Genomic DNA, 13,486 nt, shown 5'->3' on the forward strand with positions numbered 1-13,486 from the left:
ACCGGGCCTCCCGTCTGTCGTCTCCGGGCCGTCAGCCGACCTCGTCACCGGACGGCAGCGCACCGCACCAGTCGACGGAGCCCGCGTCGATGCTCGCCTCGAGCGCGCCGGAGGCCGCGTCGACGATGCTCACGAGCTCGCCGGCCGCCGACTTCGTCGCGACCGCGACGAACTGGCTGTTCGGGGACGGGCAGACCGCGGTGACGCTCGCGTCGTCCGGGATCGTCACCGGCAGCCGGGAGGCCCGTCCCCCGTCCACGCGCACGATCCGTGCCGCGATGGTGCCGTCCGACCGCACATCCCCCAGCACCCGCAGGTACGTGTCGTCGGACAGCTGGGCGATGCGGCCGAGGACGGCCGCATCGGTGCTCGCGGCGGGCGCCTGCAGCGCCGACTTCGACCCGTCGGTCAGGTCCAGCCGCTCGATACCGGTGCCCGTCTCGACGACGGCCGTGGTGCCGGTGCCGACGAAGCCGTGCAGGTAGGTGGCGCTGCCGAGCCGGACCGGGTCGGCACGCCCGCTCATGTCGACGAGCACCAGGTCGTCGCCGCCCGTCCGGACCAGGGCGCTCTCGGTCCGCGGCACGTAGGCCCACTGCCCGACGGTCATCGGCACGGCGCCCGTCTTCGGCTTGCCGTTCGCCGCGATCGCCGTGGGCATGTGGGTGCCCGTCATGTCGACCACGTACAGGCCGGTGTTCCGGGACTGCCCGGTCGAGGTGTCGGCGTACTCGAACCCGAACGACGCACCGTCGTCGGCGACGTGGAGCGCCGTGACGCGGCCCTCGGAGGTCGGCAGGGTGAGGTGTTCGACGGGGGCGTCGGCGTCCTGCACACCACCGCTCAGCGCCACGATGTCGACGGACGAGCTGGCGTCCGTGCCGCTCACGACCACCAGGGAACGGCCGAGCCGGGCGTACTCGGAGATCGCGGTGCCCTCGTAGACCGTGGTGGCGCCGCCCGCATCGAGGGAGCGCCGGACGATGCGGTCCTTCGCCCCGGCCTGCCCCGGCACGAGTGCGAGCACGTCGGTGCTGCCGGTGCGGATCGCCGCCGTCAGGTCGGACGTGGCGCGCTGCCCGGGTGCCCGGACGTCCGCGACCGTCACGGTGTACTCGCGGTCGTAGGCCAGGGGTCCGGCGAACTCGACCGCGATCGTGTTGCCGCTCGAGGTCACGGTGTGCGCCGCGGCCGGGCTGACCCGGACATCGGCGGCGGCGACCTTCTGCAGCGCCTGGTTCGCCGTCAGGATCACCCGCTGGGCCGGACGCGTGACGAGACCGGTCGCGTCGTAGGACACGTCGCGGAGCCGCGGGCCCTGCTGCGAGCCGACGACCGCGGCGAGCGCGGCGACCACGGCGAGGACCACCACGACGGCGACGTACCGGCGGTGGAAGCGGTGTGCGACGGGGCGCCGCTCGCGGCGCTGGTCTTCGCGGCGGTGGCCTTCGCGGCGCTGTTCTCCGCGGCGCTGGTCTCGGCGGCGCTCAGAACTCATACGGGTCCTCGGGCTGCGCGATGTCGGTGATCTTCGCGGCCTTGACGACGATGCGGGCGTCGGCGGACTGGTCCGGGTTGGCGGCCAGGGCTCCGCGGACGGTGACCCACTGCCCCTCGTCGGGGACGGTCCCGGTGCCGTCGCCGTCGCCGGTCACGACGCCGAGGCCGACCGGTTGCGCGTCCACGGCGCAGCAGCTGATCACGAAGCGGGTGAGGGTGAAGGACCCGTCGTCGCCCGGCACCACGAAGCCGGACAGTTCGACCTGCTTGCCGACGAGGGCCGTGGTGTCGGTGGTCTGCCGGATCAGCGCGGCCCAGTCCTTGACGCCGTACTTCGAGGTGTCGACACCCTCGCTGCCGAGCAGCTGCACCGCGGACTCGGAACCGGTCGCGTTGGACAGGGTCGCGGAGTCCACGCTCCGCTGCTGGGCGGTGCGGGCGGACAGGGTCGTCGGCGGCAGGACGAGCATCGCGACGGTGACGCCGATCGTGACGACGGCGGCGGCTCCGCCGAGGGCGAGGCGGACGGCGCGACCGCGGCCGGGGCGCGGCTCGTGGGCGTCGTGCCCGTGGGCATCAGCGGCGGCGTGATCGTCGGCGTGGTGCTCGTCGACTTCGTCGCCGTGCGTGTGGCCGTACCCGCGGGCGGTGGCCACCAGTCCGGCGATCGACGCGGGCACCCCGACGGCGGCGAGCACGACCGTGAACACCGAGTACCGCGGGTTGATGTACAGGTCGAGGTGCCCGACCAGCGCGAGCCACAGCGTGCAGAGCGCCGCGGCCAGCACCGACCCGAGACCCAGGTACGCGGCCGCGTTGCTGCGTGCATCAGACGAGGACATTCATCACCAACCCGACGGCTCCGGCGAACAGGACGCACACGACGGACAGCAGCACCAGGAAGCGGACCCGGAACGTCGTGCGCAGCAGGGCGATCATCTTGACGTCGATGATCGGCCCGATGATCAGGAAGGCCGTGATCGACCCGGGCAGGAACGTCGACGCGAACGACAGCGCGAAGAAGGCGTCGACGTTCGAGCAGAGCGACACCGTCATCGCCAGCAGCATCATCGCCGCGACGGACAGCACCGGGTTCGAGCCGACGGCCACCAGGGTCGAGCGGGGCACGGCGACCTGGATCGCCGCGGCGAGGCCGGCACCGACGAACAGCGCCGGCATCATCGTCGCCGTCTCGCCGCCGAACTGCGCGGCGCTCTGGCGCCAACGGTGCAGGCCGCGGGGCGCTCCGACGGCCGCACGGCACCGGGCCTCGAAGGCGGGGAGCAGCAGGTCGGCCGGACGGCGGTGCGCGGCGACGATCCAGCCGACGAGGTTCGCGATGACGAACCCGCCGACGATGCGCACCGGCAGGATCCACCCGGACCAGCCGAACGCCTGCGCGGTGCTGATGATGACCAGCGGGTTGAGGATCGGGGCCGCGACGAGGAACGTGACGGCCTCGGCCGGCGTGAACCCGCGCATCATCAGGCCTCGGGCGAGCGGGACGTTGCCGCACTCGCACACCGGGAACAGCATGCCGATCAGGGAGATCACGGCGCGACGGCCGAAGGCGTTCTGCGGCAGGACCTTCTCGAGCGCGCCGACCGGCACCCAGACCTCGACGACGATCGACAGCACGATGCCGAGCACCACGAACGGCAGGGACTCGACGACGACGCTGATCGCCAGCGTGAGGAAGTCCTGCACGACGTCCGGCAGCCCGGTCGACCCGATGCTCGGGGAGAACAGCCGGATCCCCAGCAGGACGACGACGGCGAGCAGCACCAGGCCGGGGCCGGTGAGGCTCCGGGTGCGCTGCGGCGGCCGCGTGGTCGTCGTCACCGGGACAGGATAGGTGACGCGTCCTGCCCGGGGCTGCGCGCGCACCCTCGCACCGTGCGAGGGGACGGCCGGTGAATCGTTCGGTGCGAGGTTCTGTACTCGGTGCGGGGTCGCGAGCCTCCCACCGAGTACGGAACCTCGCACGACCCGCACGCCCCCCCTCGCACGGTGCGAGGGGGGCACGCGATCAGCCCTCGGTGACGCCGTCCAGGTGTCGGTCGAGCACGTCGATCGCCCAGTCGCCAGACTCCCCCGGAGCCAGTCGGACGACCTGCATCGCGAGCCCGTCCAGGAGCGCGTGCAGACGGCAGGCCTCGTACTCCCGGTCGTCCGACGGCACCCCGAGCAACCGGAGGATCTCCTCGCACCACGTCCGCATCGCCGCGACGGTACGGTCGAGCGTCGGCCGGAGCGCGACGTCGGTGAGCGCGGCGTTGCCGAGTGCCAGGTAGACCTCGAGCTCGATGACCCGCTCCTCGTCGAGGGGCAGCAGCTCGAGCACGATCCGGCGGGCGCGTCGGGCGGGCGTGAGGTCAGCCGGGATGGCATCGATGCGCTCGCGGATCCGGTCGAACACGAGCGTGATGGTGTGCTCGCGGACGCTCGCCTGGGTCGGGAACGTGTAGCGGACCGTGCTCGGCGGCAGCCCCGCCTCGGCGGCGACGTTCCGCACGCTCAGGGCTCCGAGGCCGTCGCGGGCGAGGACCCGGCAGGCCGCTTCGGACACGGTGCGGCGCCGTTCGTCGACGTCCATGCTCCTGGCCACGACCCCATACTCGCACAGTCGTACGAACTCGTGCTACCGTCGATGTCGTTGTCGCACAGTCGTACGACAACGAGAACGAACGACTCCAGCAGGAAAGGACATCGTCATGGCATGGGCAATCCTCGTGCTCAGCGGCGTGCTCGAGGCCGTCTGGGCCACCGCCCTCAGCGCCTCGAACGGCTTCAAGAAGGTCGTCCCCACGATCGTGTTCGTCGCCGGGATGGCACTGAGCATGGTGGGGCTGGCGTTCGCGATGAAGAGCATCCCGGTCGGTACCGCCTACGCCGTGTGGGTCGGCATCGGGGCGAGCCTGACCGTGGTCGTCGCGATCCTCCGCCGACAGGAGGCCGCGTCCTTCGCCCGCCTCGCCCTGGTCTTCGGCCTGGTGGCGTGCGTCATCGGCCTCAAGGTGGTGAGCTGACGTGGCGTGGATCGTCCTGTTCGTCAGCGCCGCGCTCGAGACCGTCTGGGCGACCGCCCTCGGCGAGAGCGACGGCTTCACCGAGCTCCGACCGACGATCGTGTTCGCCGTCACGATCGTGATCAGCCTGGTCGCCTTCGGCTACGTCCTCAAGCACATCCCGATCAGCACGGCCTACGCGGTGTGGACCGGTACCGGCGCCGCGCTCACGGTGCTGTGGGGCATGGCCACCGGCGCGGAGCCCGTCACCGTCCTGCGCCTGCTGTTCATCGCCGGCATCGTCGGGTGCGTCGTGGGCCTCAAGCTGGTGCCGGCCCGCCCCGCCGCGGAGCCCGCCGCCGAACTCACGCGCTGAGCGACAGCTCACGCACCAGCGACCCCGTGAGGTGTCGCTGACCCCGTGGGGCGAGTGCGGTCCGAGAACACGCGCCGAGCGGACGGGAGGCCCGGTGCCAGCTGGCACCGTCCCTCCCGGCACGGCCGTCGTCCCGCTGGCGCGTCACGCCGGAACCGGCGGATGGGGCCCACCTCCCGTCCGCTCGGGGCCGCGCCCACCGCGCATGGTGAGCAGCAATGGTCGGGTCACCTCGCGGGACCCGACCATTGCTGCTCACGATGCGAGCACTGGGAGCGTCAGACGGACGCGCCCGTCCACTCGTCCTCGGCGGCGACGTGGTCGCTGCCGACCGTGCCGGCCGCCATCGCGGCAGCGGCACGTGCAGCGTGCGACGGCGGGTCCGACGGGACGTCGGCGGGGCGACCCTCGTCGTTCAGCTTGCGCAGCTCCGGCACGATGTCCGTCGCCAGGATGTCGATCTGCTCGAGCACCGTCTTGAGCGGCAGACCGGCGTGGTCGATGAGGAACAGCTGGCGCTGGTAGTGGCCGACGTGGTCCTTCATCGCCGCGTACCGGTCGATGACCTGCTGCGGCGAACCGACGGTGAGCGGGGTCTGGGCGGTGAAGTCCTCCATCGAGGGGCCGTGACCGTAGACCGGGGCGTTGTCGAAGTAGGGCCGGAACTCGTTGATCGCGTCCTGCGAGTTCTTCCGCGCGAAGAACTGCCCGCCGAGCCCGACGATCGCCTGGTCGGCGCGGCCGTGCCCGTAGTGCTCGAAGCGCTGGCGGTACAGGCCGACCATCTGCTCGGTGTGCTGGATCGGCCAGAAGATGTTGTTGTGGAAGAAGCCGTCACCGTAGTACGCGGCCTGTTCGGCGATCTCCGGCGTGCGGATCGAGCCGTGCCAGACGAACGGCGGGACACCGTCGAGCGGACGCGGGGTCGAGGTGAAGCCCTGCAGCGGCGTGCGGAACTTGCCCTGCCAGTTGACGACGTCGTTCTCCCACAGCTGGCGGACCAGTGCGTAGTTCTCGATCGCCAGGTTGACGCCCTGGCGGATGTCCTGCCCGAACCACGGGTAGACGGGGCCGGTGTTGCCGCGGCCCATCATCAGGTCCATGCGGCCGTCGGAGACGACCTGGAGCATCGCGTACTCCTCGGCGATGCGCACCGGGTCGTTGGTGGTGATCAGGGTCGTCGACGTGGACAGGGTGATGTCCTTCGTCTTCGCCGCCAGGTAGGCGAGCAGCGTGGTCGGCGACGAGGCCACGAACGGCGGGTTGTGGTGCTCCCCGGTCGCGAAGACGTCGAGCCCGGCCTGGTCGGCGTGCTCGGCGATCGTCAGGATGTCGCGGACGCGCTGGGTGTCGTCCGGCGTGATGCCGGTCGTGGGGTCGGTCGTGACGTCACTGACCGTGAAGATGCCGAACTGCATGATGCGCCGCCTTTCGCGATTTCGATGCGTTTGCATCGACTTGCTCGGTACAACGTAGCGCACGGCGTGGCATTCCCGCCAGGCTCACGCCCGTCGGACAAGCAGCCTGGAGGCCCGAGTCGGCTCCCGGGTCAGCCGACGGCTTGCAGCGTGGCTGGGTCAGCCGGCGGCCGGCAGCGTGGCCGTGTCAGCCGGCGGCCGGCAGCGCGGCCGGGTCGGTGCGCGCGGCGTTGTGCATCCCGTCGAGGAACCACACGATCGTCACGACCGCCAGGACGCTCGCACTGGACGCCAGCCGTCCCGCAACCAGGATCGCAGCGTGGTCGTGCGCGCCGCCGCCGGTCAGGCCGACCACGAGCGCCGCGACACCGATCGCCAGCGTGACCCCGGTCGCGACGAGGAGCACGACGCTCACCACCCGCCGCGGCCCCCGCCGACCGTCACGGTCGCCCCGGAGCCCGCGGTCGACCCGGGGCCCGACCGCGCGGACGATCCCGAGCCAGAACATCGCGATCGCGCAGGCACCGATGATGTCGCTGACCCGATGCCAGCCGTAGACCACGGTCTGGTTCGCCACGAAGACCGCGTACCCGGCGCCGACGATGGTCACCAGCGGGCGGAACCGACGAGGCGTGACCATCAGGACCGCGAACAGCGCCGCCAGCGCGATCGTCGCGTGCCCGGACGGGAACGAGTTCGGCGTCGTCGACTGAGCGATCTCAGGGCGCACGGCGATACGCTTGACGAGCGTCGAGGTGGCCGCCGACGCGAGCACCACGACCCCCGCACCGAGTCCCACCGAGAGCCGCCGTCTGGCGAACGCCACGGCGACGATCACGACGACGAGCAACAGGATCACCGGCACCGAGATGACGTTGAGCGCAGTGTCCGAACTGAACAGGTCGGACTCCCGGACCCCGCCGAGCGCGGCGTCCTCCGCTTTCTGACCGACCGGGGTCAGCACCGCGACCCCGTAGACGAGAGGCACGATCACGAACCCCAGAGCCGCCAGCGCAGCCCACCGCCCCCGCCGCGAGACCCACGGTCCGCGCGACTCGGATGCACTGCGCTCGGGTGTCAAGGTCACCGGGCTGGTCCTCCTCGGGGTGGTCGTCGTCGGGCTCGTCGCACGACTGGCGGCGGCGCTGCGATTGGGTCGGTCGGGGTCCGACACGATACCGTTGGAGCACCGGCCGGAGGCTGGGAACCGCACCCCCGTCGGCCGTGCACTGCGCGCTGATACGAGGGGATCCGTGATCCCCGCCGGGCCGTCGCACCACGCGGGACCGACGCACGTCGCGTCGGCAGTGTACGAGGAGGAAACCGAAGTGGCCATCAAGGAACCGGGCATCATCGCCTCGCCGAACCGGGGTCTCGCACTCACGGCCGGCAGCGTCCTCGCACTCTGGGGCGTCCTGGGCTTCTTCTTCGCCGCCGACGGCGACCCGGGCTTCTTCAACCGCCAGGGCGGCATGCTGTGGAACGCGTTCGGCGTGAACCCGGCGCTCTGCCTGGTGTGGGTGCTGCTCGCCGCAGTGCTGCTCATCACCGGCCTCGGCAACACCGTCGGATCGCGCAACGGCAACCTGCTCGTCGGGGTCCTGCTCGTCGTCTTCGCGGTGTACGGCTTCGTCTTCGTCGACACCTCGGCCAACGTCTTCGCGCTCAACACCACGGACAACGTGTTCCACGCCGTCGTCGGTGTGCTCCTGCTGCTCACCGCGCTCGGTGCCGACAAGGAGAACCTCCGCGCGCTGCGAGCGGCGCGCGCCTGACGCACCCGCTCGACCGCACTCCCGACGCCCGTCTGCCGCTCCGGCAGGCGGGCGTCGTCGTGTGCGCGGAGTCGGGCGGCGGGTGTGTCGTCCGGTCACGACTCCCCGCTCAGGTCCGCCGGCCGGTCACGAATCGTCGACTGGGGCGCGTCGGAGCGACAGGTCGTGACCGCTCGAGGCCGGGCCGACGGGGAGTCGTGACCGCTCAACCGCGCCGCGCGGAACGGACGGAACCCGCTCGGACGGCGGCGTGGGGACAGCCGCAGGTCGGACGCGTCAGTCGGCGTCAGGCTCGGCGTCGGGCTGCTTCTTCGGGGCCTCGAGCTCGGTGGCGACGATGCGGGGTGCCTCGGACATGAAGCGTCGGACGTCCAGGTCCACGATGATGTCCTGCGGCCGGAGCGGGCGGGTGAGGAACAACCCCTCGAGCGAGGTCAGCCGCGACAGCGCCACGTACGTCTGGCCCGCGCTGAACACCCGGTTGCCGAGGTCGACCACGGCCCGGTCGTAGGTGCTGCCCTGCGACTTGTGGATGGTCACGGCCCAGGCCAGTCGGAGCGGGAACTGCTGGAACTCCCCGACGGTGTCCTTCTTGAGTTCCTTCTTGTCCGCGTCGTACGAGTACTTGAACTTCTCCCACACCGACGGCTGGACCTCGAACGACTCACCGTCGACGTCGACCCACACGGTGTCGCGGATGGCCGTGACGATGCCCAGGGTGCCGTTCACCCAGCGCTGGTCGGCGTCGTTGCGCAGGAACATCACGTGCGCACCGGGCTTCAGCTCGAGGGCTTCGTCGGCCGGGAAGTTGCGTCCGCCGAAGTCGCCATTCACGTCGGCCTTGGCGGTCTTCACCTTGCCGGGCAGCCGTTCGAGGGCCGCCTTGTTGATCCGGGCGACCGTGTCGTTGCGGGTCGCCAGGGTGATGGCGTCGTCCGGAGCCGGACGTGCCCCGGCGGTGTTGAGCTGCTCGGCGATGTCCGCGGTGACCCGGCCGTGTCGGACGGCGGTGAGCATCGCGGCGAAGGCGTCATCGCGCTGCCGGTGCACCGTGGCGAGCTCGATGATGTTGAGCTCGGCCTCGAGCCACACCTTGGCGTCGAAGAACCACATCGACCGGTAGTGGTCGGTGAAGTAGGCGCGCTCGTCGGCGTCGCCGGGCACCGGGGGCAGCTGGTACGGGTCGCCGAACATCACGACCTGCACGCCGCCGAACGCCTCGAACTGCCGACCGCGGGCCTTGCGGAGCGAGCGGTCCATGCCGTCGAGCAGGTCGGCGTTGACCATCGAGACCTCGTCGATGACCAGGGTGTCGATCGTGTTGAGGAGCTTGCGGGTGTCCGGGCCCTGCCGCAGCTCGGCGTCGGCGATGAGCCCGATCGGCAGCCGGAACAGGGAGTGGATCGTCTGGCCGCCGACGTTGAGCGCAGCGACTCCCGTCGGGGCGCAGATGACGACCTGCTTCTCGGTGTTCCACGACAGGTGGTTGAGCAGCGTGGACTTGCCCGTGCCGGCCCGGCCGGTGATGAACACATGGTCACGGGTGTGCTCGATGTACTCGAAGACGGCGCGCTGTTCGTCGCTCAGCTCGATGCTCATCGGGCGTCCGCCCCGGGCGAGGGTTCGAGGTCGTCACTGCCGTCGTCGAAGTCCAGGTCGTCCTGGTCGTCCCGGGCAACCCGGGCCGCGGGCTCGGCGGCGGCGGTCGGACCGGCCACAGCTGCGTCGCCGGCAGCAGCTGCGTCGACGACGTCGACCGGGTCTCCGCCGTCACGCCGCAGCCGCACGAGCACCACCACGACCACGGTCACCAGGAGCAGCACGCCGGCGACGATCAGCACCAGGCCGGCCCTGGCCTGGTCGACGAGCGGGTCCGGCCCCCACGTCCGGCCCATCGCGCCGAACCACGAGGCCTGCAGCAGCCCGAGCGGCCCCCGCATCGCGATGCCGAGCGAGACCGTGCCCGCCGCGATCACCACGGCCCCGACGATCCGGACGGCCACGGCAGCCGTGGTCGGACGACGGTGCCCGGCGGGGATCGGTGTGCAGAGCGTCGGGACGGCCAGCAGCCCGACCAGCAGGAACACGGCGTCGCTGACGGTGCGGCCGGTGGGGTCGCTCACCGACCACCGGACAGCGTCGGTGGCGAAGAAGGCCCACCACAGGCCCGCCGCGAGCAGGAACGCGGGGAACGGCTGCGCCAGGTACCGCACGGAGGGGTGCTCGACGATGACGTCGGTCCACTCACGCACACCCGTGCTGTCGTCGTTCCGGGGGTGCACGGCGGCGCGGATCAGGGCGACGGGTGCCGCCGCCCACACCAGGGCGGGGACCACCAGGCCGAGCAGCACGTGGGCACCGACGTTCGCCGAGACGAGGAACCGGTCGTACTGGTGCAGCGAGCCCGAGGTCGCGACCACCAGGGACACGACCGCCAGGGCCGCGGCGATCGAGCGACGCGCCGGCCACCGCACGCCGCTCCGCCGCAGTCGCACGACGCCGGCCACGTAGGTCGCAGCGAGCAGGACGGCGGCCATCAGCCAGAACAGGTCGATGTTCCACTGGGTCAGCCAGCCCCACGCACCGGGCGCGTGCGGCAGCAGGTCGTCGGTCAGGAGCTCCGCGGGGCTCGGGTCGGTGGTCTTGCTCAGGGCGATCTGGTCGACCGGGGTGGCGGTCCGACCGAGTGCCGCGGCGAACCCCGACGCCACACCCATCACCGCGAGTTCGACGACGATGAGGGTCCAGAAGGGCCGCTGCCGATCGGGCGAGGTGGTCAGCGCACGGATGGCCCGACGACGCTGCACCGCGCCGAGGACCCCGATGGCGACGATCGCACCGATCTTCACCAGGACGAGCGTGCCGTACGGGGTGAACAGGTTCGACAGCGCCCCGACGCGGATCTGCGCCGACGCGGTGCCCGAGACGGCGACGAGCACGAAGCAGCCGAGGGCGATGCTCGAGTACCGGGCCACGACCGCGGCCAGCCGGTCGCCGGGCAGCACCCCGCGCAGCAGCACGAGCATGACGAGCCCACCGACCCACAGCGCCGCACCGACCAGGTGCAGCCCCAGTGCCGTCACGGCGGCGTCGTGGCTCGCGGTGCCGGCGGCGTGGCCCTGCTGCGCGAGCGGGATGAGGCCGATCATCGAGACGCCGGCGGTCAGGGCGACCATGCCCCGCGAACGGACGGCGAAGCAGAGCACCGTGACGGCCGCGGCGACGAGGACGGTCACGAGCCAGGCCAGCCCGAGCTCGGTGCCGGTGAGGAAGACCCCCATCGACTGCCCGAACTGCTCGTCGATGCTGATGCGCGAACCGGCGACGCTGAGGAACGTGCAGAACGTGGCGACGGCCGACGCGACCGTCCAGACGCCACTGGCCCCGGCGGCGACGTCGATCGCGCGGTTCCACTCGGGGCCGGAGCGCGAGAGGCCGATGGTCGCCAGCGCGAGCCCACCGATCGTGGTGGCCGCGGACAGGTCGACGACGAGCCGGGCGATCGGCAGCCCGAAGCGGACGACGGGCCCCGGGTCGGCGATGAGTGCGGGGTTCGCGCCCCCACCGATGACGAGTGCCGTGAGCAGCGCCACGAACCCGACGAGCAGGAGCACGGCGGGACCGGCGATGCGCGCGATCCGATTCACCCGTCAAGCCTAGGCGGTGCCCACCCGGCCGACGGACGGGGCGGGCCGATCTGTGCAAACCGGCACGGGCCTCCAGGCAGGACATGCACACCGGGCGCACGCACGCGCGCCCGACCGAGCACACGTCCCCGCACGCGCCCGGGAACGACGAAAGGGACGGCCGAAGCCGTCCCTCCCGATGCGCGGAACAGTCTTACTTGACCGCAGCCTTGAGCTTCGAGCCGGCGCTGACCTTGACCGAGTCGCTCGCGGCGATCTCGATGGCGTCACCCGTCTGCGGGTTGCGGCCGGTGCGGGCGGCGCGGTGCGTCTTCTCGAAGGCGATCCAACCCGGGATCGTGACCTTCGTGCCGTCGGCGACGGACGACGAGACGACGCTGAAGAGCGCGTCGACGACGCCGTTGACGGTGGCCTGGCTCTGGCCGGACTCAGCGGCGACGGCAGCGACGAGCTCGGTGCGGTTCAGTGACTTGTCAGCCATGGATGTCCTCCTCGGACTTCTTGCAGTATCGGTCGGACGCACGTGTCGTCCGGCGCCCGGAGCGGTTGCCCCGTGCCACGGTGCCAGTGGGCCGAGGGCCCGGCGGAACCGGAGTTGAACCTACCAGCCGCCGGGGGTGAAAACCGCCGACTCGCCCGGATTTCCGGGGTTGTCGGGGCTCCGAGGGGGTGCTGGAGGGGCAGATGTGACGAATGACGGCTCGCGTGTACCCCGTACACAGCGAACGCCCCGCCACCAGGAGGTGACGGGGCGTCGCGTACTGCGAGTGCTTACCAGGAGCTCTTCGTGATGCCGGGGAGCTCGCCGCGGTGGGCCATGTCACGGAAGCGGACACGGCTGATGCCGAACTCACCGAGGTGGCCACGGGGGCGGCCGTCGATGGCGTCACGGTTGCGGTACCGGATGGGCGATGCGTCGCGGGGCAGCTTCTGCAGGCCCACGCGGGCGGCCTCACGCGACTCGTCGGTGCCGTTCGGGTCCACGAGGGCCTTCTTCAGCTCGAGACGACGCTCGGCGTAGCGCGCGATGATGACGGCACGCTGGTTGTTCTTCGCGATCTTGCTCTTCTTCGCCATGCTTAGCGCTCCTCACGGAAGTCGACGTGCTTGCGGATCACCGGGTCGTACTTCTTCAGCACGAGTCGGTCGGGGTTGTTCCGACGGTTCTTCTTGGTCACGTAGGTGAACCCGGTGCCCGCCGTCGAGCGGAGCTTGATGATCGGACGGATGTCCTGACCCTTTTTCGCCATCAGATCTTCTCCCCACGGGCGAGGAGATCCTTGACGACGGACTCGATGCCACGTGCGTCGATCACCTTGATGCCCTTCGCGCTGAGCGTGAGCGTGACGTTACGACGAAGCGAGGGCACGTAGTACGTCTTCTTCTGCACGTTCGGGTCGAAGCGACGCTTCGTCCGGCGGTGCGAGTGCGAGATGTTGTGACCGAAGCCGGGAACGGCGCCGGTCACCTGGCACACTGCTGCCATGGTTTCCTCCTGAGTACCGTGCGACCGGACGGCCGCACCCAAGTTCACTTGCCTGGTGCACACGCGCACTGCCACCGGGGTGACCGTGCGAGGGGGTTGTGTGCACCGCCCAGGTCCGCATCCCCTGTCGAAGGAGAGCCGGACACCGCGCGACCGCGGCGTTCGCGACGGTCGGAGGGCTTGGAACAACGGGTCCGCCGCGCGCACGCGGAGAACCAGGGGTCCACGTTACGCGAGGACCGGGCGTGTCGCAAGCCGCGCCTCCAGGCCTGGAGG

At 71.1% G+C, this 13,486-nt stretch carries 15 protein-coding genes; 3 read left to right on the forward strand and 12 right to left on the reverse strand.

Annotated features, from left to right (window positions below; genetic code table 11):
* Positions 1–31: 31 nt before the first annotated feature.
* The 4 genes from BIU89_RS09925 to BIU89_RS09940 form a co-directional block, all read right to left on the reverse strand.
* A complete protein-coding gene (locus tag BIU89_RS09925; RefSeq protein WP_139178943.1) occupies positions 32–1,498 on the reverse strand; it encodes a hypothetical protein in 1,467 nt (488 codons plus the stop codon).
* Positions 1,488–2,342: a TIGR03943 family putative permease subunit gene (locus BIU89_RS09930; protein WP_083404297.1), complete on the reverse strand. Its 855-nt coding sequence runs from the start codon at positions 2,340–2,342 to the stop codon at positions 1,488–1,490. The genes BIU89_RS09925 and BIU89_RS09930 overlap by 11 nt, the downstream gene beginning before the upstream one ends.
* Positions 2,329–3,342, reverse strand: coding sequence for a permease (locus BIU89_RS09935; RefSeq protein ID WP_071246228.1), 1,014 nt, complete (start codon positions 3,340–3,342; stop codon positions 2,329–2,331). The genes BIU89_RS09930 and BIU89_RS09935 overlap by 14 nt, the downstream gene beginning before the upstream one ends.
* Before the next feature lie 187 nt (positions 3,343–3,529).
* Positions 3,530–4,108 (reverse strand): TetR/AcrR family transcriptional regulator, encoded by a 579-nt coding sequence (locus BIU89_RS09940; RefSeq protein WP_071246231.1) that lies wholly within the window; start codon positions 4,106–4,108, stop codon positions 3,530–3,532.
* A 106-nt stretch (positions 4,109–4,214) separates the two neighbouring features.
* On the opposite strand from BIU89_RS09940, the gene BIU89_RS09945 reads away from it, so the two are divergent.
* Both BIU89_RS09945 and BIU89_RS09950 read left to right on the forward strand, forming a co-directional pair.
* The gene (locus BIU89_RS09945; protein WP_027464946.1) at positions 4,215–4,529 is read left to right on the forward strand and encodes a DMT family transporter; all 315 of its coding nucleotides are present in this window, start codon (positions 4,215–4,217) and stop codon (positions 4,527–4,529) included.
* 1 nt (position 4,530) lies between these two features.
* Positions 4,531–4,884, forward strand: a complete 354-nt coding sequence (locus BIU89_RS09950) for a DMT family transporter (RefSeq protein WP_071246233.1) — start codon at positions 4,531–4,533, stop codon at positions 4,882–4,884.
* 278 nt (positions 4,885–5,162) lie between these two features.
* On the opposite strand, the gene BIU89_RS09955 is transcribed toward BIU89_RS09950, so the two are convergent.
* Positions 5,163–6,302, reverse strand: coding sequence for an LLM class flavin-dependent oxidoreductase (locus BIU89_RS09955; protein ID WP_071246235.1), 1,140 nt, complete (start codon positions 6,300–6,302; stop codon positions 5,163–5,165).
* 187 nt (positions 6,303–6,489) lie between these two features.
* Complete coding sequence (locus BIU89_RS18505) at positions 6,490–7,290, reverse strand: phosphatase PAP2 family protein (RefSeq protein ID WP_175474998.1); 801 nt, start codon at positions 7,288–7,290, stop codon at positions 6,490–6,492.
* Positions 7,291–7,630: 340 nt separating this feature from the next.
* Here BIU89_RS18505 and BIU89_RS18510 point away from each other — a divergent pair, with 340 nt between their 5' ends.
* A complete protein-coding gene (locus tag BIU89_RS18510) occupies positions 7,631–8,077 on the forward strand; it encodes a DUF4383 domain-containing protein (protein ID WP_175474999.1) in 447 nt (148 codons plus the stop codon).
* A gap of 276 nt (positions 8,078–8,353) precedes the next feature.
* On the opposite strand, the gene BIU89_RS09970 is transcribed toward BIU89_RS18510, so the two are convergent.
* The 6 genes from BIU89_RS09970 to rpmB all read right to left on the reverse strand — a co-directional run bounded on the left by BIU89_RS09970 (position 8,354) and on the right by rpmB (position 13,210).
* A complete protein-coding gene (locus tag BIU89_RS09970) occupies positions 8,354–9,676 on the reverse strand; it encodes an ATP-dependent DNA helicase (RefSeq protein ID WP_071246239.1) in 1,323 nt (440 codons plus the stop codon).
* Positions 9,673–11,724, reverse strand: a complete 2,052-nt coding sequence (locus BIU89_RS09975; RefSeq protein WP_071246241.1) for a cytochrome c oxidase assembly protein — start codon at positions 11,722–11,724, stop codon at positions 9,673–9,675. Before BIU89_RS09975 ends, BIU89_RS09970 begins: the two co-directional genes overlap by 4 nt.
* A 193-nt stretch (positions 11,725–11,917) precedes the next feature.
* Positions 11,918–12,205 (reverse strand): HU family DNA-binding protein, encoded by a 288-nt coding sequence (locus BIU89_RS09980; protein ID WP_017886454.1) that lies wholly within the window; start codon positions 12,203–12,205, stop codon positions 11,918–11,920.
* 290 nt (positions 12,206–12,495) lie between these two features.
* Complete coding sequence (gene rpsN / locus BIU89_RS09985) at positions 12,496–12,801, reverse strand: 30S ribosomal protein S14 (protein WP_017886455.1); 306 nt, start codon at positions 12,799–12,801, stop codon at positions 12,496–12,498.
* Between the two features lie 2 nt (positions 12,802–12,803).
* On the reverse strand, positions 12,804–12,974 hold the full coding sequence (rpmG, locus tag BIU89_RS09990) for a 50S ribosomal protein L33 (RefSeq protein WP_017886456.1): 171 nt from the start codon (positions 12,972–12,974) through the stop codon (positions 12,804–12,806).
* Complete coding sequence (gene rpmB / locus BIU89_RS09995) at positions 12,974–13,210, reverse strand: 50S ribosomal protein L28 (RefSeq protein WP_027464952.1); 237 nt, start codon at positions 13,208–13,210, stop codon at positions 12,974–12,976. The genes rpmG and rpmB overlap by 1 nt, the downstream gene beginning before the upstream one ends.
* Between the last annotated feature and the right edge of the window lie 276 nt (positions 13,211–13,486).

The organism is Curtobacterium sp. MCBA15_005 (assembly GCF_001864855.1).
In the GTDB taxonomy this organism is placed as follows: domain Bacteria; phylum Actinomycetota; class Actinomycetes; order Actinomycetales; family Microbacteriaceae; genus Curtobacterium; species Curtobacterium flaccumfaciens.